Below are 17,671 nucleotides of genomic sequence, written 5' to 3'. Positions count from 1 at the left end.
GCTAGGCTCGGTGCGTGGACCCCGTCACCCTCCGGACCGATCGCCTGGTGCTCTCCGTGCCGGAACCGTCCGATGCGGAGGACGTCATCAGGTACGCGAACGACCCCGACGTCGTCGCCTACACGCCGGTACCGGTGCCGTACGGCCACGCCGAGGCGTACCACTGGATCACCGACGTCGTGCGCGCTGGCTGGTCCACGGACTCCCGCTACGAGTTCGGCATCCGGCGGGCCGACGACCTCCGACTCCTCGGGACGATCGGACTGTTCGGGTTCGTCGACGGCGCGGCCGAGGTCGGCTACGCCGTGCACCCGGACGGTCGCGGCCACGGCTTCGTGACCGAGGCCGCAGCCGCCGTCCTGGCGTGGGCGTTCGCGCCGTCGCCCGACGGACTCGCGCTCGTCCGCGTGCAGTGGCGGGCGATCGCGGCGAACGCCCCGTCCGCGGCGATCGCGCAGCGGCTCGGGCTCCGCTACGAGGGACGGCTCCGGTCCGGCGTGTTCCACCGCGGACGACGCCACGACCAGCTCATCGCGGCTGCTCTGCGCGATGACGACCGCTCGACGCCGACGGTCTGGCCAGCCTCGTGACGGTGACGTTCCGCGTGGTGACCGAGCTCGCGGCACCGCCGGAGCGCGCGTTCGCGCTGTCGCTCGACATCGGCGCGCACGAGCGGTCGATGGCTGCGACCGACGAACGCGCCGTCGCCGGCACGACGTCCGGCACGATCGGCCTGGGCGAGTCCGTCACCTGGCGCGCGCGGCACTTCGGGGTCGTCTGGCGGATGACGAGTCGGATCACTGCTCTGGAGGCTCCGCACCGGTTCGTCGACGAACAGGTGCGTGGGCCGTTCGCCCGCTTCCACCACGAGCACCGGTTCGAGCCGTCGGCCGGCGGCACGCGCATGGTCGACACCATCACGTTCCGCGCACCGTTCGGCCCGCTCGGTCGTCTGGCCGAGGTCGTCGCCCTCGAGCGCTACCTGCCGCGGCTCATCCGTGAGCGCAACGCGTCGCTCGCCACCGAGCTGCACGCCGACGGCCGCGACGGCCCCGACAGCCCCGACGGTCAGGGCGCTGCGAGCTCCCCCAGCGCGTCGTAGGCACTCGCCACCGCGTCGACCCGCGCGCGGCCGGCCGGTCCCGAGGCTTCGTACACGTCGTTCGCGATGGCCGCGACGACCGCGAACAGGGCAGCCATCGAGTCGAACGCCGCCGGTGAGTCGACCGGGCACAGGATCGCGGTGTTCGCCGGTGCCGCGATGACGGCTGCGGTCGGGTCGCCCAGCACGACGACGTCGGCGCCGGTCGACACGCAGTGCCGCACGATCCGGTCGACCCCGGCCGTGTGCCGACGCACGGTCACCAGGACGACGAGGTCACGGCGGTCGAGGTCGGCGACCTCTTCGCCGAGCCGCTGCCCCGGTGCCGGACCGACCCGGACGTCGGAGCGGACCTGGGCGAGCTGCGCGCGGAGCTGCAGCGCCACCGGGTAGGCGCCGCGCTCCCCGAACACGAGCACGCGATGAGCGCGGACGATGCGGCGAGCGAGTCGCGGACGATCGGCACGGGCCAGCGAGGCGAAGGCCGCGTCGAGGTTGCGGGCCTCGACGGCGCGCTGGTCGACGTGGGCGGCGTCTTCCGCAACCCACGGCAGGCCGGAGCCGCGTGCGGACATCAGGTTCTGCCGGACCTCGGCCGCGTCCTGGAACCCGAGCGACCGGACGAGCCGGGACACCGTGGCCTTCGACGTGCCCGACTCGGCGGCGAGCTCGGCCGAGGTGCCGACGAGCAGGAGTTCCGGGTCGTGCCTGACCATCGCGGCGACGCGTCGTTCGGCGGGCGAGAGCTGCTCCCAGACGGAGTCGATGCGGGCGCGGACGTCCGGTCCGGCGGCGCTCATGCCCGGGCCACCCGCTCCACCGCGACGGCGAGCGCGTCGAGCCCGAGCGCGATGTCGGGCGTCGAGACGAACTCGTCCGGGTGGTGGCTGATGCCGTCCGGGTTGCGCAGGAACAGCATCGCGACGTCGGTAACGAGCCCGAGCGACATGGCGTCGTGTCCAGCTCGCGAGAACAGCTCCATCGGCGCGGCCTCGCCCGTCGACTCGATGCCGGCGCGGACGGCGTCCATCAGCCGCGGCGCGCAGAACACCGCCGGCGCGCGGTGCACCTCGGTCGGCGTGACGCTGACCCCGCGTCGTTCCCCGATCAGCGAGAACGCCTTCGTGAGCTCGTCCCACACCGCGTCGCGGCCGTCGTCGAACTCGCCGCGCAGGTCCACCGAGAACCGTGCGAGCCCGGGGACCACGTTCACGGCGCCCGGTTCGACGGTCATCGTGCCGACGGTGCCGACGTGGTGCGACGCCCGGCAGATCCGCTCGACGGCCAAGGCGGCCTCGGCCGCGGCGAGCAGCGCGTCGTGGCGGCGCTCGTACGGCGTTCCGCCCGCGTGCCGGGCCTCGCCGACGGCCTCGACCGAGAAGCGTCGGGCGCTCGCGATGCTCGTGACGACGCCGAGCGCCTGACCGGCCTGCTCGAGGTACGGACCCTGTTCGATGTGCGCCTCGAGGTACCCGGCGAGCGTCGTCGGGTCGGCCGCCGCGTCACCCACCCGGGCCGGGTCGAGCCCGAACCGGGTGAAGGCCTCGCGCAGGGTCACGCCGTCGCCGTCCGCCAGGTCCCACCAGGACTCGTCCCACACCCCGGCGACGGCGGACGACCCGAGGAGCGCCTTGCCGAAGCGGGTCCCCTCTTCGTCGGAGAACGCGATGACCTCGAGCGCGACGGGCAGCGGTCCCTCGGCCGTCAGTCGCGCAGCGGTGCGGATGGCCATCAGGACCCCGACGATCCCGTCGTAGCGGCCGGCGTCCACCACGGTGTCGAGGTGCGAGCCGAGCAGCAGCACGGGGGCGTCCGGCGTCGCGCCGTCGATCCGTCCGTGCAGGTTGCCGGCGGCGTCCTGCCAGGTGGTGAGTCCGGCGTCCTGCATCCACCCGGCGACGATCCCGTTGACAAGTGCGTGCTCGGGCGACAGGTACACGCGGGTGATCCGGCCGGTCTCCTCGGTGACCAGGGCCAGCTCGTCGCACCAGCGCGCCACGAGCTCGGCGTCGGCGGTGCCCAGGGCAGTGGCGGTCACGACCGGGGCCGCGCTCACGCCAGCACCCCGACCGGCGCACCGGAGAAGACGTCGAGGGCCGCGTCGACCCCACCGCCGTGCGGGACGGCGTGCCCCGCCCGGCGGAGCGCGTGCTCGAGGGCGGCGAGGGTCGTCACGACGGTGTCCTTGCGGGCGTTGTAGCCCATGGTGCCGATGCGCCAGACCTTGCCGTGCAGCGGTCCGAACGAGGTGCCGATCTCGATGCCGTGGTCGTCGAGCATCGAACCACGGACCTGGTCGCCGACGACGTCGGACGGGATCTCCACCGCGACGACGTTGTGCATCTTGTGTGCGACGTCACCGAACACCCCGAGCCCGAGCGCCTGGACGCCCTGCAGCATCGCGCGGCCCGCGAGTTCGTGCCGAGCGATCGCCTGCTCGCGCCCTTCGTCGAGCAGGATGCGGGCGCACTCGTTGGCGGCGTAGAGCATCGACGCGGCCTCGGTGTGGTGGTTCAGCCGCCGCGGACCCCAGTAGTCCAGGATCATCGCGAGGTCGAGGTAGTTCGAGCGAATCGGCTCGTCGGCGACGTCGTCACCGGGTTCGCGGATGCCGGCCTCGACGCTGCGGCGCTCGTCGAGCACGGCGGTCGCACGCGGCGAGACGGTGACCGGCGCACTGCCGGACGGCCCGCCGAGGCACTTCTGCAGGCCGGCGCTGACGGCGTCGATGCCCCAGGCGTCGACCTCGAGCGGGTTGCCGCCGACGGTCGCCGTGGCGTCGGTGTAGAACAGCACGCCGTGCCGCTCGCAGATCGCGCCCAGTTCGTCGAGCGGCTGGTTCATCGTGGTGGAGGTGTCGCCCTGCACGATCGCCAGCACCTTCGGCCGGACACGGACGATGGCGTCCTCGATCGCGGACGGCGTGAAGACCTGGCCCCACGCGGTCTCGATGGTGTGGACCTCGGCCCCGGCACGGCCCGCGATCTCGGCGAGCAGGTGCCCGAACCGGCCGAACACCGGCACGAGCACGCGGTCACCCGGCGCGAGGAGCGACACGAGCACCGCTTCGATCCCGGCGCGCGAGGTGCCGTCGACGAGCACGGTGGCCTCGTTCGTGGTGCCGAACACACCGCGGTAGAGCTCCTGGGTGTCGTTCATGGCGGAGGTCATCCACGGGTCGTACTGCCCGACGAGCGGGGTCGACAGGGCGCGGAGCACACGCGGGTCGGCGGTGATCGGGCCGGGGCCCATGAGGAGGCGGGCTGGCGGGTTCACGGGGTGCATGGTTGGTCCTTCCGTTCCAGTCACGAGCGTACCGGAACGATCGTTACAGACGTGTTTCGGTGACCCGGGCATCCGCGGTCACGGGAGCCGCGACGAGCTGCCCCGCGACGGCGGTGACGCCGGACGCGGTGGACGCCACCACGCGCCCGCGCAGCCAGGTCTCGGTGACGCGGCCACGGGCCTCCAGGCCGGCGAACGCGGAGACCGGGTTGCGGTGTGCGAGGCCGGCCACGTCGATGACCGCCGTGGCGGACGGGTCGAACACGGCGAAGTGGGCCAGCGCGCCGGGGGCGATGACCCCGCGGTCGGGGAAGCCGACGAGTGCTGCCGGACCGGTCGTGAACAGCGGCAACAGCACCTCGAGCGGGACGCCGCGGCGGAGGGCCTCGGTCCAGACGGCTCGGAAGCCGACCTGCAGGCCTGCGATCCCGCCCCAGGCGAGTCCCCAGTCGTCGACCTTGAGGTCGGCGGTCGACGGCGAGTGGTCCGACACGATCATGTCGATCGTGCCGTCGAGCACGCCGGCCCACAGGGCGTCACGGTTCGCGTCGTCACGGATCGGCGGGCAGCACTTGTACTCGGTCGCGCCGTCGGGGATGGACCCCGCTTCGAACGACAGGTAGTGCGGGCAGGTCTCGACCGTGATCCGGACGCCGTCGTCCTTCGCGGCGCGGATCATCGGGATCGCTCCGGCGTCGGACAGGTGCAGGATGTGGACCCGCGCGCCGGTGGCCCGTGCGCCGTCGATGACCCGCGCGATGGCGGACCGCTCGGCGTCGACCGGGCGGGTGGCGAGGAAGTCCTCGTAGTGGCCGCCGAGCGCGGCGTGGTCGACCAGGAACTCGGGGTCCTCGGCGTGCACCATGAGCAGGGCGTCGATCCGGGCGACCTCCTCGATCGCGTCGCGCAGTTGGTCGGCGTCGAGGTGCGGGAACTCGTCGACCCCGGACGGCGCGGTGAAGCACTTGAACCCGAAGACGCCCGCGTCGTGCAGTGCGCCGAGCGAGCCGGCGTTGTCGGGGACCGCCCCGCCCCAGAACCCGACGTCGACGGCGACCCGCCCCTCGGCACTCGCGCGCTTCACGGCGAGCGCCTCGACCGTCGTCGTCGCGGGGATCGAGTTGAGCGGCATGTCGATGATGGTCGTGACCCCGCCGAGTGCGGCGGCCCGGGTCGCGGACGCGAACCCCTCCCACTCGGTGCGTCCGGGTTCGTTGACGTGCACGTGGGTGTCGACGAGGCCGGGCAGCAGGACCTGGTCGGCCGGCACGGTGCGGTCGTCGACGGCGGCCACGGCTGCGTCGACCGGCAGGACGGTGTCGACGCGGCCGTGGCGCACGACGACCGCTGCGGGCCGGAAGGCTCCGTCGATCCAGGCGCGATCTGCGCGCAGGACGAGGTCCGCGACGGTGTCGGTGTCGACGTCGGTGCGGGACTCGGTGCTGCCGTCGGCCGGGAGGCCCGTCATGCGCCCGCCCCGACCGTCGCGCCCGCCGCCGGCTGGCGTTCGAAGCCCGCCAGCAGACCCGACATCGCCTTCGTCGGCGGGGTGGCGTACTCGCCGTGCTTGCCCGTCGAGAGCCCGAGCCGCACGAGCGACTCGGCGAGCACGGTCGCCGCGGCGACGCCGTCGACGACCGGTGCCCCGATCGCCCGCGAGACCTCGGCGCAGAAGTCCGCCATCCCCGCGCAGCCGAGCACGACCGCGTCGGCTCCGCCGGCGATGACGGCCCGGCACTCCTCGATCACCAGGGCGCGTGCGCCCGAAGCGGGGTCGTCGAGCTCGAGCACCGCGACCTCGCACGCCCGGATCTCGGTGACGAGCGACGCGAAGCCGTAGCGCTCGGCGAGCTCGTGGGCCCGTCCGGTCGTCCGCGCCAGGGTCGTCACGACGCCGAACCGGCGCCCGAGCATCGCCGCTGCGTGGAAGCCCGCCTCGGCGATCCCGATGACCGGCCCGGCGGCGAGCTCCCGCGCGGCGTCGAGGCCCGGGTCACCGAAGCAGGCGACGACGTAGGCGTCCACGCCGTCCTGCTCCCCGAGCGCGATCTGCTCGAGGAGCCCCGGCACCGCGAGCGCCTCTTCGTAGTGGCTCTCGATCGACGCCGGGCCCATCGTGGGGTTCACCGCCTCGACGATGGTGCCCGGGCCGGCGACCGCGTTGGCGGCGACGCCGATCGAGCGGGTCATCGAGGCGGTGGTGTTCGGGTTGACGACGCGGATGCGCATCGGGGTCCTTCCGGTGGTGCGGGCGGTGCGGGTGTCGCTGGTGGTGCGGGGCGTGTCAGGCTCGTCCGACGGCGGCGCCGTCGTCGACCGTCGGGTCGTCCGAGGCGAGCTCCGGCATGCTCGGCCGGACCCGCTCGAGGCCCCAGAAGACCACCAGTCCCAGGCCGCAGCCGATGAACCAGCTGTAGTTGTTCAGCCCCGGCAGGATCCCGAGCGCGGGCGGCAGGACCGCACTGGCGACCGAGACCACCCCGGTGACGACGAGGGTACCGATGGCGTTCGGGTTGAAGCCGCCGCGGTACCAGTACCGGGCCGAGGTGTCCTTCGTGTACATGTCGTCGACGGCGATGCGCTGCTTCCCGACGATGTAGTACCCGGCGATCAGGATGCCGAACAGCGGGCCGATGAGGGCGCCGAGCACCCCGAGCGTGTACAGGATGGCCTGGTCGTTGCCGTACCAGTTCCACGGGGTCAGCAGCACGGAGCCGACCGCGGCGATCATGCCGCCGGCTCGCCACGAGATCTTGCGCGGAGCGACGTTCGAGAAGTCGAACGCGGGGCTGATGAAGTTCGCGACGATGTTGATGCCGACCGTCGCCGTGACGAAGGTCAGGCCGCCGAGCAGGATCGCGAACGGGGCGCCGATCGCCTGCACGGTCTCGATCGGGTCGGTGATGAGCTTGCCGAAGACCGGCACGGTCGCACTCGCACACAGCACGGTGAGCACCGAGAAGAACAGGAAGTTGATCGGCAGGCCCCAGAAGTTGCCCCGCTTGACGGACGCGAAGGACTTGCCGTAGCGCGAGAAGTCACCGAAGTTGAGCATCGGGCCGGAGAAGTAGCTGACCACCAGGGCGACCGCGGAGAGCATGACCGGGATCGACGCGCCGAACGAGAGCGGCTCCCCCACCGACAGCGTGAACGAGATGTTGCCGATGCCTGCCTGGCTGACGAGGTAGATCGCCAGCGCGATCATCACGACGTACACCGCCGGGCCCGCCCAGTCGATGAACTTCTTGATGGCCTCCATGCCCATCCAGAACAGGGCCCCCTGCGCGACCCACAGGATCGCGTACGAGATCCACCCGAGCGCCGACAGCCCCAGGAACGAGTGGTCGAGCAGCCCGGCCGAGGCGGGGATGAACTTCAGGAAGATGATGTTGAGCGACTGCGCGGCGAGGAACGTCTGCACGCCGTACCAGGCCATCGCGATCAGCCCGCGGATGATCGCGGGCACGTTCGCCCCGAGCACCCCGAACACCGCCCGGTTGATGACCGGGTAGGGCACGCCGGTGCGCTGCGACGGCTTGGCGACGAGGTTGGCGAAGACCTGCACGATCAGGATGCCGACCACCAGGGCGATGAGCACCTGCCAGCTCGCGATGCCCAGTGCGAAGAGCGACCCGGCGGTGACGTAGCCGCCGACCGAGTGCACGTCGGACATCCAGAAGGCGAAGAAGTTGTAGCTCGTCCAGCTCTGCTTGCGCAGCGGGGCGAGGTCCTCGTTCGTGAGCGCCGGGTCGTACCCGGGCTTGACGACGCCGGCACCAGCGGGTGCGGCGGTCGTGGTGGGGGCGTGGGGCGCTGCGACGGGTGTCACGAGATCGGTAGCCATGGCGTCCTCCGAGGGAGTGGGGTGGGGAGGCGGTGATCGCCTCCACCACAGAAGTTAGGGAGCCTCTTCGCGCCCGCCGTTTCCCTCGTGTAACGGTCGTGTGTCGTGGTCGCTGTCCTGAAACGCTCGTTCCACACCAGAACGTGCACAGACATGTGCACGATGATGGCCGCATGCCCGACACCATCCGTTACGTCGCGATCGGCGACAGCTTCTCGGAGGGCATCGGCGACGCCGGCGCCGTACCGTTCCCCGGCTGGACCGGCCGACTCGCGAGCGGCATGGCCCGTGCGCACGACGCAGACGTCCGGTACGCCAACCTCGCGGTCCGCGGGCGCCTGCTCGCCGGGGTCCTCGGAGAGCAGCTCGACGCGGCTCTCGCACTCGACCCCGCACCGACGCTGATCACGTTCTGCGCGGGCGGCAACGACCTGCTGCGGCCACGGTTCGACGCCCACGCCCTCATCGCACCACTCGAAGCGGCGGTCGACACGGTCCTGGGCCGCGGGGTCCGGCTGGCGCTGCTGAGCCCCGCCGACCCGAGCGCACGACTCCCCCTCGGACGCCTCATCAACGCGCGCGGCGACGCCTGGGCGGACGCCCTCGCCGACCTCGCCGACCGGTACGACCTGCCCTTCGTCGACGTGTCCCGTGATCCGCACCTGCGCCGTGCCGAGTTCTGGTCCGAGGACCGGCTGCACATGAACGACACCGGCCACCAGCGCGTCGCGGACCTCGCCCTGCACGCGATCGAGGACGGACCGGCACCGATCGAGCCGGCGTCCGAACAGACCGGCCGCACCCGACTCTCCGAGGAACTCCGCTACTACCGCGAGCACGTCCTGCCCTGGGTAAAGCGCCGCGTCACCCGGCGGTCCTCGGGCGACGGACGCTCGGCAACCTACCCGGCGTGGACCCCCGTCGACTGATCACGCACGATCGCGGCGGTTCTCCGCACGCGTCCCGCGCTCCGCTTGTCCTCCCCCGCGAACAGCCGTTCTACTCGGGTGATCCACGTCCGAGCCGAACTCAGGGGAGACGGCACCATGCACACTGCGCCACGCCCATCCGGCACCACCGCGACACGTCCTGCAACCGTCACCACCCCGACGGGCACCCCCAGCACCGCACACGGCATCGACCACATCGGCCTCACCGTGCCCGACATCGACCAGGCCACCGACTTCTTCGTCCTGGGACTCGACGCCGTCCCCCTGTACGACCGGTTCCTCCGGAGCGAACCGCTCCGCGGTGAACCCGACGTCCAGCGGCGCCTCGGCATCCCGAAGACCATGGCCCAGGGGGCACTGCGTATGCTCGCGCTGCCGAACGGGCCGGGACTCGAGCTCTTCGAGTACCACGGCCCCGACCAGCGCCCGGCCGTCCGCGCGAGCGACCTCGGCTGGCAGCACGTGGCGTTCTACGTCGACGACATCGACCACGCGCTGTCGCACATCGAGACGGCGGGCGGCCAGCGGTACGCCGACCCGCGTGACCTCGGCGGCAACGAGGGTGGGTTCGGCAACCGGTTCGTGTACGTCGGAACGCCGTGGGGATCGACGATCGAGCTGATCACCTACCCGAGTCGGCAGTCGTACGAGGACCACGCCCCGCGACCGAAGTGGCGCGTCTGACGGTTCAGCGCGCCGGGGCCGTCGCGATGTACGTCCGCGTCGGCCCGCCCGTCAGGGCGTGCGGGAACTCGACCCCGTCCGCCCGGAACCCGCCGGCTTCGTAGAGCCGCAGCGCTCGCTCGTTGCCGGCGAGTGCGTGCAGGACCACCGCGGGGTGTCCCGCCGCCGACGCCGCGTCGACCGACGCGGCCAGGAGCGCACGCCCGACACCCCGCGCCTGCACGTCCGGGCGGACGGCGAGCAGCGACAGGTAGGCGGCGTCGGACGGGTCGGTCGACCGCCCGGACCCCGGCGCCGTCACGAGCGCGAAGCCGTCGATCGCACCGGCCGCTCCGACAGCGACGAGCAGGGCGACCCGAGGCACGGCGAACTTCGACGCCGCGCGGGCTCGCACCGCCTCGGATTCCGGCACGCCGTCCCGTGCCGCGACCGCTGCGACCCACAGGTCGACACACGCCGACACTTCGTCCGGGGCCGCTGGACGCACGGACACGGACGGTTCGATCACCCGGTCAGCCTACGACCGCGCTGCTGCCGATCCTGAACGACGCCCCACGGTGCTCGTCGGGCAGCCGGTCACCGCGGCCGTGCAGCTTGTGCCGCAGCGAACCGGGCTCGTAGCCGGTCGGGTACGCCCCGCGCGCCCGGAGTTCGGGGATGACGAACTCGATGACGTCCTCCCACGTGCCCGGCGTCACCGCGTACGCCAAGTTGAAGCCGTCGACGTCGGTGAGCTCCTGGATCTCCTGCAGGCGGTCGGCGATGGTCGCTCCCCCGCCGACGGCGACCGGCCCGAGTCCGCCGATCGCGGTGTGCCGGGCGAGGTCGCGGATCGTCCACGAGCTGCCGTCCTCGCCGGTCGCCGCCGCGATGTTGGCCGCAGCCGACTGGATCGCGTTCGACTCGACATCGCCGAGGGGCTCGTCGAGGTCCCACTGCGACAGGTCGACGCCCATCCAGCCGGAGTTGAGCACCAGGGCACCGAGCTCCGACGCGTACGACAGGTAGTCCTCGTACTTCGCCTGGGCCAGCTCGTCGGTGGCGTCCGTGATCACGGTGAGCAGTGTGTAGACGCGAGCGGCGTAGCGGTCGCGACCAGCTGCCTCCAGGGCGTCACGGACCTTCGCGACGGTCGACGCGAGCTGCTCGACGGTCGGTGCGCCCACGAAGACGGCTTCGGCGTTCTCCGCTGCGAAGCGGATGCCGCGCGGCGACGCGCCCGCCTGGTAGATGACGGGCGAACGCTGCACCGACGGCTCGGACAGGTGGATGCCCGGCACGTCGAAGTGCGTGCCGTGGTGCTCGATCGGGTGCACCTTCGCCGGGTCCGTGAAGACCCCGGACTCGCGGTCGGCGACGACCGCGTCGTCCTCCCACGAGCCCTCCCACAGCTTGTAGAGGACCTCGAGGTACTCGTCGGCCACGTCGTAGCGGTCGTCGTGCGACAGCTGGTCGGTCTGCCCCATGTTCCGCGCGGCGCTCGGCAGGTACCCGGTGACGACGTTCCAGCCGACGCGCCCCTTGGTCAGGTGGTCGAGCGTGGAGATCCGCCGGGCGAACGGGTACGGGTGCTCGTACGCGGTCCCCGCCGTGATCCCGAAGCCGAGGTGCTCGGTCACCGACGCCATCGCCGACACCAGCAGGATCGGGTCGTTGACCGGCACCTGCGAGCCGGTGCGGAGTGCGGCCTCGTTCGAGTCGCCGTACACGTCGTACGTGCCCAGCACGTCGGCGATGAAGATGCCGTCGAACGCCCCACCTTCGAGCGTCTTCGCCAGGTCCGTCCAGTACGTCAGGTCGCGGTAGTCCCGCGATCGGTCGCGCGGGTGCCGCCACAGCCCGGAGGACTGGTGGGCGACGCAGTTCATGTCGAACGCGTTGAAGCGGATCTGCCGGGGTTCGCTGCTGCTGGTCACGCTTGGCGACGCTACGTGCGGGGTCTGCGTCCGTCATCCATCGTGACGAAGCGTGACGGCCGCAGCTCAGGCGCGGTCGTGGAGCGTGACCTGGTAGCCGTCCGGGTCGGCGAACGTGAACGTCCGGCCGAACGGGCCGTCGATCGGTGCCGACACGATCGTGTGGCCGTCGGCCACCAGGGCGTCGTGGATGGCCTGCACGTCGGTCGCGTGCAGCCAGATCGCCGCGCCGATGCCCGGCTGCGAGACCGCGTCGAGGTCGGTGCCGGGGACGACGTCCCGCAGCGCGAAGGCGATGGGCGTCGTCTCGAAGACGACGGCGTGTGGCGGGCCGGCCTGGGAGCGGACGAGACCGAGGTACTGCTCGTAGAACGCCTGCGACGCCGCCAGGTCGCGGGTCTGCAGGGAGATGAAGTCGGGGCCGGTGACGGGCATGTGGTGCTCCTTCGGTTGTGTCAGTTTTCTGACACGGCACAACCTATGTCAGACTCCTGACATGAGTCAAGACGGCACCGACAGCAGCGACGTCATCGACCTCGAGACGTCCCTCGGATACCTGCTCAAGGAAGCCGCGAGCGCGCTCCGCGCTGCGATGGAGGCCGTGCTGCGCCCGCTCGGCATGACGATGACGCACTACTCGTGCCTCGAACTCCTGGCACAGCGGCCCGGGCTGTCGAACTCCGAGCTCGCACGCGGCGCCTTCGTCACGCGGCAGTCGATGAACGTGCTGCTGCAGGCCCTGGAACGGGACGGCTTCGTGACGCGGGCCACCGAGGCGCCGGTGGGCAAGGCGCTCCCGACGCGGTTGACGGCGAGCGGGCGGGCGAGCCTCGAGCTCGCGAGCGCGGCTGTCCGCGGCGTCGAGGTCCGGATGCTCGACGGGTTGTCGGGTGAGCAGCAGGTGGCGGCGCGGGGGGCGCTGCGCAGCATGGTGCGCTCACTCCGCCGCACCACCAACGACGAGGCCAGCACGGTCTGAGGACGCGCTACCCTTCGACCGGTATTGATGTATCTCTCGAAGGGAACCGTTCGTGCACGAGGACTTCACCGGCCTGTACCTGTCGAGCCTCTGGCTCAGCGTCGCGATGCTCGCCGGCGGGTACGCCCGGACCCGGAACCGATCGGCGTGGACCTGGTTCCTCCTGACGCTGCTGTTCGGCCCGCTCGCGGTGCTGCTGCTCGTCACGTGGCCAGCGCGTCCGCCACGCCGCATCAACCCCGCGCGGACCGATGCGTCCGTATCGGCACCGGACACGGGCAGTTCCGAGGAGTAGCCCTGACGCAGAAGCGCGCAGGACCAGATCCTCTCAGGGAAGGGCGGACGCCATGGCGCTGCAGGACGACGTCGTCACCGACGTCGGCGGGGATCGACGACTACGGACCGCGCTGCTGATCGTCGGCATCGTGGCGGTCCTCGTCGGTGTCGCCTCACTCGTGCTCCCGCACGCGACGCTGTTCGCGGTCGCGTGGGTGTTCGGCATCTACCTGCTGGTGTCCGGCCTGTCGATGATCGTCCGTGCGTTCGCCCACGGGATCGGCACCGGCCGCCGCATCGGCTTGGTCGTCCTCGGTGCGCTGATCCTCGCCGGGGGCATCGTGGCGCTCGTCGCCCCGCCGGTCGGGGTGCGGTGGATCGCGTTCGTGATCGGCTTCGCCTGGCTGGTCGAGGGCATCACCCTGCTCTACGCCCCGACACCGACGAACCGTGCCCTGACGATCGGCGCCGCGGTGCTCAGCATCGTCATCGGCGTGCTCGTCATCAACCTGCCGTCCATCGGGGCAGCGCTGGCCGTCGTCGCCATCGCGGGCTTCCTGATCCTGTTCGGCATCGTGCAGATCGCCCTCGGGGTCACCGTCGGACGCGCTCACCGGTCCGCCACGACCGCCGGTCGAGCGGCCTGACCACGGCCTCTGTGCGGGGGTTCGTCACCCGTCGAAGACGACGTCGGCAGCGTCCCTCGGGGCGAACTGCGCTTCAAAGTCGCGTTCGTTGGGGATCCACACGTCCTGCCACAGGTCGTCGTGGTCACGTCCGAGCTGGCGGTCGCGGGCCATGCCGCGACGAGCGGCGGTGTGGAGGTCCACGTCGCACCAGACCGCCACGTCGATGTGCGGCATCGCGTCGGGGTGGAAGAGGCCGATGAGGTCGACGACCACGACGTCCGTCGTCGGCAGTGGCTCCGCGGGACCGAGTGCCCGGACCGACCAGTCGAACCGCTGGAACGTGCTCGCTCGCCCCGTCCGGTGCGGTTCGAGGACGGACGACGTCAGACGCTCCCGATCGACACCGTCCCAGTCACCCGACCGCCGGTGGGACCGCTCCGGATCGAGGAAGTCGTCTCCACGGATCCGCACCGCGCCCGGCACCGTCCCGGCCAGACTGCGCGCCAGCGTGGACTTCCCGGAGCCGCAGTACCCCGAGATGCCGACGACGATGGGGTGCCCGGCCGAGGCGCGGCGTGCCGCCACGAGGTCGATGACACCGTCCTGATCCATCGGACCAGCGTACGAGCCGATCACCAGCACGGGATCGGTGCCGACGACTTCTAGGCTCGACGGGTGGACGTCACACTGCGGAACAGCATCCCCGAGGACATCGAGTGGCTCGTCGAGCTGCGTGCACAGGTCCTCCGTGCCGACCTGGAGCGTCTCGGCCGCTTCGACGCGGTCCGGGTCCGCGGGCGGATGCGTGATGCCTTCGCGCCCGAGCACACCCGTGTCGTCGTGGTCGACGGCCGCGATGTCGGCTCGATCGCCACACGAATCGACGACGACACCCGCTGGGTCGAGCACTTCTACCTCGCGCCGGACATCCAGGGGCGCGGCATCGGGTCCACAGTGCTCCGGACCGTCCTGTCCGACTCCCACACGGGCGCAACCCGACTCAACGTGTTGCAGGGAAGCCCCGCACGCCGGCTCTACGAACGGCACGGTTTCGGCGTTGACACCGAGGACGACGTCGACGTCTTCATGACGCATCGTCACGTCTGAACGGTAGGTTCGACGCATGAGCCACGTCCTGCGATCCATCGGCCGGGTGATGCTGACCACGCTGCAGTACCTGGCCGCCGTACTGAGCGCCATCGGTTCCGGCGGTGCCACCGCCCCGGCCCAGCCACCTACCCGATCCACGAAGCCGCGGGACGAGTACCGCCCCTGAGCCGGGCCTACAGCGCCTTCGCGTACCAGCGGTCGGAGTACGGGTCGTCGTTGAACGGCGCGACCTGCACGAAGCCGAGCCGTTCGTAGAGCGCGCAGGCCTCGGCGAGCTCGGCCCGGGTGTCCAGTCGCAGGGACGCGATCCCCCGCGCACGACACTCCGCCTCGAGCCGGCGCAGCAGCGCCGACCCCACGCCCCGTCCACGGTGGCTCGGCAGCGTGAACACCTTGGTGAGCTCCGCCACGTCGTCGAGGAACCGGGCGCCGGCACACGCGACCGGTCGTCCACCGTCGGACGCCACCAGGAACACGCCGCTGTCCCCTTGCAGGTCGTCGTACGGCTCGTCGGCCAGTGCGAGATCGACCTCGGCAGGCGTCGCGTCGTGCCCGTACCAGCGCGAGGCCACCTCGGTCAGGTACGTCCGCACCATCAGGTCGGACTCCGCCCCGCCGGGGCGGCGCACCTCGACGATCACCGCTGTCCTCCGTTCGTCGCTTCGGACGCTCGAGACGCTCCCGGCGACGGACGGGAGGCGCGGGGCGGGCCCGCCACGGGCCTCCCGGCCGTCACGTGGTCGCGATCGCGAGCCGCACCCGGCTCAGCGGGACGCCGTCGCCTCACGCGCAGCGGCTTCCGCCGCGACCCAGGCGAGCATGCCGCACTTGACCCGCATGACGAACTTCGAGACGCCGTGGAAGGCGATGAGGTCCTCGAGGACGTCCTCGTCGGGCTCGCCGATGCCGCGGGAGCGCATCATCGTGCGGAACTCGTCGGTCAGTGCGAGGAGCTCCGGGACCGTGCGGCCCACGGCCATGTCGGTGAGGACCGATGCCGAGGCCATCGAGATCGAGCAGCCGTCGCCCTGCCAGGCGAGACCGGCGATGCGGTCGGTGCCCGGTTCGAGACGGATGCGGACGGTGATCTCGTCGCCGCACGTGGGGTTGCGCTCGAAGTGCGAGGCGTCGGCGTCGGGCAGGTCGCCGTCGCCGTGCCGGGCCTTGGCGTGGTCGAGGATGACCTGCTGGTACAGGCTGTCGAGGGAGTTCATACGGTCGCTCCGAAGTAGCCGCGGACCTCGCCGACGGCCGCGATGAACCGGTCCACGTCGTGCTCGGTCGTGTAGACGTAGGTGCTCGCGCGGCTGGTGGCGACCAGGCCGAGTCGGCGGTGCAGGGGTTGGGCGCAGTGGTGCCCCGAGCGGACGGCGATGCCCTGCGCGTCGAGGTACTGCGACACGTCGTGGGCGTGCACACCGTCGACGTCGAACGACACCAGGCCCGATCGCGGGACGCCGACCGGCGGACCGACCACGCGGATGCCGGGGACGGCGGCCAGGCCGTCGAGCATGCGCCGGGCGAGGTGCTCCTCGTGCGCGCGGACACGCTCCATGCCGATGCCCTGCAGGTAGCGGACGGCCTCGGCCAGGGCGACGGCCTGCGAGACGGGCTGCGTGCCGGCCTCGAACCGCTCGGGTGCCGGCATGAACTCCGACGCCTCCATGGTCACGGTGGTGATCATGGACCCGCCCGTGCGGAACGGAGGCAGCGCGTTCAACAGCTCGCTGCGGCCCCAGAGCACGCCGATGCCGTTCGGGCCGAGCATCTTGTGCCCGGAGAACGCGGCGAAGTCGACGCCGAGCTCCTGCACGTCGAGCGGCCGGTGCGGCGCGGACTGGCAGGCGTCGAGGACGACCAGTGCGCCGCGGGCGTGGGCGAGACCGACGATCTGCTCGACGGGGGCGACCATGCCGGTGACGTTCGAGACGTGCGCGAACGCGACGACCTTGGTGTGGTCGGTGATCAGGGCCGCGGCGTCCTCGGCGGTCCAGGTGCCGTCGTCGGCGACCGGGACCCAGCGGAGCGTCGCACCGGTCAGCGCGGCGAGTTCCTGCCAGGGCACGAGGTTCGCGTGGTGCTCGGCCTCGGTGACCAGGATCTCGTCGCCCGGTCCGATGCGGAAGCGAGCGGCGTCGACCCCGCCCCGGCCACGGCTGGCGTTCGCGATGCCGTAGGCAACGAGGTTGAGGGCGTCGGTGGCGTTCGCGGTCCACACGACCTCGCTCGGACCGGCAGCGCCGATGAAGTCGGCGACGGTGGCACGGGCGTCCTCGTAGGCATCGGTGCTCAGGGCCGCGAGCGTGTGCGCGCCGCGGTGAACGGCGGCGTTGTCGTGCTCGAGGAACCGGCGCTCGGCGTCGAGGACCTGGGTCGGGCGTTCCGCCGTCGCCCCGGAGTCCAGGTACGCCAACGGTTGCCCGTTCACGTCCTGCGCGAGGATCGGGAAGTCCGACTTGATCGTCTCGACCTCGGCCTCGGTGAGCGGCTGGTTCGGCGCCACGACTGTCACGTCTCGTCCTCCTGGTGTTGCTGTCCGGAGCAACCCGTCAATGGTGGCCGTTGTTCCCGACGGCGTCCAGTCGGCACGGGAACGGCCCAGGACCACGCCGGGTCCTGGGCCGTCGCACGGTGGGGCTACTCGATGCCGATCTTCTTGTCCGCAGCGTCGCGGGCACCGTCGATCTTGTCGTCGTACTTGCCGCCGGTGGCCTTCTTGACCGCGTCGGCGACGCCCCCGAGGACCTTGTCGCTGATGTCCTCGGCCTTCTCGCTCTTCAGGGCGTCCTGGACCTTGTTGTCCTTCAGGAAGTCCTGGGCCTTCTTCGTGATGTCGTCGAACCCCGCCATGGCCTGCTCCTCAGCTCGGTGCGGAGCCCATCGCTCCGTCATGCCG

At 71.5% G+C, this 17,671-nt stretch carries 22 protein-coding genes and 1 pseudogene; 9 read left to right on the top strand and 14 right to left on the bottom strand.

Going from position 1 to position 17,671, the window contains the following annotated elements; translation table 11 throughout:
- Positions 1-14: 14 nt before the first annotated feature.
- Together EDF28_RS12685 and EDF28_RS12680 are read left to right on the top strand one after the other, a co-directional pair.
- Entirely contained in the window at positions 15-590 is a 576-nt protein-coding gene (locus tag EDF28_RS12685; protein WP_123938553.1) for a GNAT family N-acetyltransferase, read from the top strand.
- Entirely contained in the window at positions 587-1,102 is a 516-nt protein-coding gene (locus tag EDF28_RS12680; protein ID WP_123938552.1) for an SRPBCC family protein, read from the top strand. The genes EDF28_RS12685 and EDF28_RS12680 overlap by 4 nt, the downstream gene beginning before the upstream one ends.
- Here the strand turns inward: EDF28_RS12680 and EDF28_RS12675 are convergent.
- Genes EDF28_RS12675 through EDF28_RS12650 form a run of 6 tightly spaced genes read right to left on the bottom strand, consistent with a single transcriptional unit; the run spans position 1,069 to position 8,231 of the window.
- On the bottom strand, positions 1,069-1,902 hold the full coding sequence (locus EDF28_RS12675; protein WP_123938551.1) for a MurR/RpiR family transcriptional regulator: 834 nt from the start codon (positions 1,900-1,902) through the stop codon (positions 1,069-1,071). The two genes, EDF28_RS12680 and EDF28_RS12675, sit on opposite strands and share 34 nt — an antisense overlap.
- Positions 1,899-3,158 carry an allantoate amidohydrolase gene (locus EDF28_RS12670; RefSeq protein WP_123938550.1) on the bottom strand — a complete coding sequence of 420 codons (1,260 nt, stop codon included), beginning with the start codon at positions 3,156-3,158 and terminating at the stop codon, positions 1,899-1,901. The genes EDF28_RS12675 and EDF28_RS12670 overlap by 4 nt, the downstream gene beginning before the upstream one ends.
- Complete coding sequence (locus tag EDF28_RS12665) at positions 3,155-4,387, bottom strand: alanine--glyoxylate aminotransferase family protein (protein ID WP_123938549.1); 1,233 nt, start codon at positions 4,385-4,387, stop codon at positions 3,155-3,157. The genes EDF28_RS12670 and EDF28_RS12665 overlap by 4 nt, the downstream gene beginning before the upstream one ends.
- A 43-nt stretch (positions 4,388-4,430) precedes the next feature.
- On the bottom strand, positions 4,431-5,855 hold the full coding sequence (gene allB, locus EDF28_RS12660; protein WP_123938548.1) for an allantoinase AllB: 1,425 nt from the start codon (positions 5,853-5,855) through the stop codon (positions 4,431-4,433).
- The gene (locus tag EDF28_RS12655; protein WP_123938547.1) at positions 5,852-6,616 is read right to left on the bottom strand and encodes an aspartate/glutamate racemase family protein; all 765 of its coding nucleotides are present in this window, start codon (positions 6,614-6,616) and stop codon (positions 5,852-5,854) included. The genes allB and EDF28_RS12655 overlap by 4 nt, the downstream gene beginning before the upstream one ends.
- A 55-nt stretch (positions 6,617-6,671) precedes the next feature.
- Positions 6,672-8,231: an NCS1 family nucleobase:cation symporter-1 gene (locus EDF28_RS12650; protein WP_123338768.1), complete on the bottom strand. Its 1,560-nt coding sequence runs from the start codon at positions 8,229-8,231 to the stop codon at positions 6,672-6,674.
- Between the two features lie 173 nt (positions 8,232-8,404).
- On the opposite strand from EDF28_RS12650, the gene EDF28_RS12645 reads away from it, so the two are divergent.
- Together EDF28_RS12645 and EDF28_RS12640 are read left to right on the top strand one after the other, a co-directional pair.
- Positions 8,405-9,160: an SGNH/GDSL hydrolase family protein gene (locus EDF28_RS12645; RefSeq protein ID WP_221182563.1), complete on the top strand. Its 756-nt coding sequence runs from the start codon at positions 8,405-8,407 to the stop codon at positions 9,158-9,160.
- Between the two features lie 117 nt (positions 9,161-9,277).
- Entirely contained in the window at positions 9,278-9,865 is a 588-nt protein-coding gene (locus EDF28_RS12640; protein WP_123292003.1) for a VOC family protein, read from the top strand.
- 4 nt (positions 9,866-9,869) lie between these two features.
- Here the strand turns inward: EDF28_RS12640 and EDF28_RS12635 are convergent, their stop codons facing one another.
- The 3 genes from EDF28_RS12635 to EDF28_RS12625 all read right to left on the bottom strand — a co-directional run bounded on the left by EDF28_RS12635 (position 9,870) and on the right by EDF28_RS12625 (position 12,216).
- Positions 9,870-10,373, bottom strand: coding sequence for a GNAT family N-acetyltransferase (locus EDF28_RS12635; protein ID WP_123938546.1), 504 nt, complete (start codon positions 10,371-10,373; stop codon positions 9,870-9,872).
- A 4-nt stretch (positions 10,374-10,377) separates the two neighbouring features.
- Positions 10,378-11,781, bottom strand: coding sequence for an LLM class flavin-dependent oxidoreductase (locus EDF28_RS12630; protein WP_220036386.1), 1,404 nt, complete (start codon positions 11,779-11,781; stop codon positions 10,378-10,380).
- A gap of 66 nt (positions 11,782-11,847) precedes the next feature.
- Positions 11,848-12,216 carry a VOC family protein gene (locus EDF28_RS12625; protein ID WP_123292001.1) on the bottom strand — a complete coding sequence of 123 codons (369 nt, stop codon included), beginning with the start codon at positions 12,214-12,216 and terminating at the stop codon, positions 11,848-11,850.
- Positions 12,217-12,277: 61 nt separating this feature from the next.
- Between EDF28_RS12625 and EDF28_RS12620 the strand changes: the two genes are divergently transcribed.
- The 3 genes from EDF28_RS12620 to EDF28_RS12610 are packed head-to-tail and all read left to right on the top strand — an operon-like array spanning position 12,278 to position 13,683.
- Positions 12,278-12,760 (top strand): MarR family winged helix-turn-helix transcriptional regulator, encoded by a 483-nt coding sequence (locus EDF28_RS12620; RefSeq protein WP_123938545.1) that lies wholly within the window; start codon positions 12,278-12,280, stop codon positions 12,758-12,760.
- 52 nt (positions 12,761-12,812) lie between these two features.
- On the top strand, positions 12,813-13,055 hold the full coding sequence (locus EDF28_RS12615; RefSeq protein ID WP_243648910.1) for a hypothetical protein: 243 nt from the start codon (positions 12,813-12,815) through the stop codon (positions 13,053-13,055).
- Between the two features lie 52 nt (positions 13,056-13,107).
- The gene (locus EDF28_RS12610) at positions 13,108-13,683 is read left to right on the top strand and encodes an HdeD family acid-resistance protein (protein ID WP_173169265.1); all 576 of its coding nucleotides are present in this window, start codon (positions 13,108-13,110) and stop codon (positions 13,681-13,683) included.
- Positions 13,684-13,707: 24 nt separating this feature from the next.
- Here the strand turns inward: EDF28_RS12610 and EDF28_RS12605 are convergent, their stop codons facing one another.
- Entirely contained in the window at positions 13,708-14,277 is a 570-nt protein-coding gene (locus EDF28_RS12605) for a uridine kinase (RefSeq protein ID WP_123938543.1), read from the bottom strand.
- Between the two features lie 63 nt (positions 14,278-14,340).
- Here EDF28_RS12605 and EDF28_RS12600 point away from each other — a divergent pair, with 63 nt between their 5' ends.
- Both EDF28_RS12600 and EDF28_RS19265 read left to right on the top strand, forming a co-directional pair.
- Positions 14,341-14,772, top strand: a complete 432-nt coding sequence (locus tag EDF28_RS12600) for a GNAT family N-acetyltransferase (RefSeq protein ID WP_123938542.1) — start codon at positions 14,341-14,343, stop codon at positions 14,770-14,772.
- 16 nt (positions 14,773-14,788) lie between these two features.
- Positions 14,789-14,941, top strand: coding sequence for a hypothetical protein (locus EDF28_RS19265; RefSeq protein ID WP_166673533.1), 153 nt, complete (start codon positions 14,789-14,791; stop codon positions 14,939-14,941).
- A gap of 7 nt (positions 14,942-14,948) precedes the next feature.
- Here EDF28_RS19265 and EDF28_RS12595 read toward each other — a convergent pair.
- From EDF28_RS12595 to EDF28_RS12580, 4 genes and pseudogenes are all read right to left on the bottom strand, one after another.
- Positions 14,949-15,428, bottom strand: a pseudogene (locus EDF28_RS12595) (GNAT family N-acetyltransferase); the annotation flags it as partial.
- A 111-nt stretch (positions 15,429-15,539) separates the two neighbouring features.
- The gene (sufU, locus tag EDF28_RS12590) at positions 15,540-15,989 is read right to left on the bottom strand and encodes a Fe-S cluster assembly sulfur transfer protein SufU (RefSeq protein ID WP_123291997.1); all 450 of its coding nucleotides are present in this window, start codon (positions 15,987-15,989) and stop codon (positions 15,540-15,542) included.
- On the bottom strand, positions 15,986-17,278 hold the full coding sequence (locus tag EDF28_RS12585; RefSeq protein ID WP_123938764.1) for an aminotransferase class V-fold PLP-dependent enzyme: 1,293 nt from the start codon (positions 17,276-17,278) through the stop codon (positions 15,986-15,988). The genes sufU and EDF28_RS12585 overlap by 4 nt, the downstream gene beginning before the upstream one ends.
- Before the next feature lie 134 nt (positions 17,279-17,412).
- On the bottom strand, positions 17,413-17,667 hold the full coding sequence (locus EDF28_RS12580; protein ID WP_395875205.1) for an antitoxin: 255 nt from the start codon (positions 17,665-17,667) through the stop codon (positions 17,413-17,415).
- Positions 17,668-17,671: the final 4 nt, after the last annotated feature.

It is taken from the genome of Curtobacterium sp. PhB137 (genome assembly GCF_003814955.1).
Lineage (GTDB): Bacteria > Actinomycetota > Actinomycetes > Actinomycetales > Microbacteriaceae > Curtobacterium.
This window is presented reverse-complemented; position numbering and strand designations above follow the sequence as displayed.

What these genes read in the sequence shown, in the direction of transcription:
- EDF28_RS12610 (WP_173169265.1), top strand. Translation starts at nt 13,108, where the DNA reads ATGGCGCTGCAGGACGACGTCGTCACCGACGTCGGCGGGGATCGACGA.
- EDF28_RS12620 (WP_123938545.1), top strand. Translation starts at nt 12,278, where the DNA reads ATGAGTCAAGACGGCACCGACAGCAGCGACGTCATCGACCTCGAGACG.
- EDF28_RS12580 (WP_395875205.1), bottom strand. Translation starts at nt 17,667, where the DNA reads ATGACGGAGCGATGGGCTCCGCACCGAGCTGAGGAGCAGGCCATGGCG.
- EDF28_RS12625 (WP_123292001.1), bottom strand. Translation starts at nt 12,216, where the DNA reads ATGCCCGTCACCGGCCCCGACTTCATCTCCCTGCAGACCCGCGACCTG.
- EDF28_RS12675 (WP_123938551.1), bottom strand. Translation starts at nt 1,902, where the DNA reads ATGAGCGCCGCCGGACCGGACGTCCGCGCCCGCATCGACTCCGTCTGG.
- EDF28_RS12665 (WP_123938549.1), bottom strand. Translation starts at nt 4,387, where the DNA reads ATGCACCCCGTGAACCCGCCAGCCCGCCTCCTCATGGGCCCCGGCCCG.
- EDF28_RS19265 (WP_166673533.1), top strand. Translation starts at nt 14,789, where the DNA reads ATGAGCCACGTCCTGCGATCCATCGGCCGGGTGATGCTGACCACGCTG.
- allB (WP_123938548.1), bottom strand. Translation starts at nt 5,855, where the DNA reads ATGACGGGCCTCCCGGCCGACGGCAGCACCGAGTCCCGCACCGACGTC.
- EDF28_RS12645 (WP_221182563.1), top strand. Translation starts at nt 8,405, where the DNA reads ATGCCCGACACCATCCGTTACGTCGCGATCGGCGACAGCTTCTCGGAG.
- EDF28_RS12655 (WP_123938547.1), bottom strand. Translation starts at nt 6,616, where the DNA reads ATGCGCATCCGCGTCGTCAACCCGAACACCACCGCCTCGATGACCCGC.
- EDF28_RS12605 (WP_123938543.1), bottom strand. Translation starts at nt 14,277, where the DNA reads ATGGATCAGGACGGTGTCATCGACCTCGTGGCGGCACGCCGCGCCTCG.
- EDF28_RS12640 (WP_123292003.1), top strand. Translation starts at nt 9,278, where the DNA reads ATGCACACTGCGCCACGCCCATCCGGCACCACCGCGACACGTCCTGCA.
- sufU (WP_123291997.1), bottom strand. Translation starts at nt 15,989, where the DNA reads ATGAACTCCCTCGACAGCCTGTACCAGCAGGTCATCCTCGACCACGCC.
- EDF28_RS12650 (WP_123338768.1), bottom strand. Translation starts at nt 8,231, where the DNA reads ATGGCTACCGATCTCGTGACACCCGTCGCAGCGCCCCACGCCCCCACC.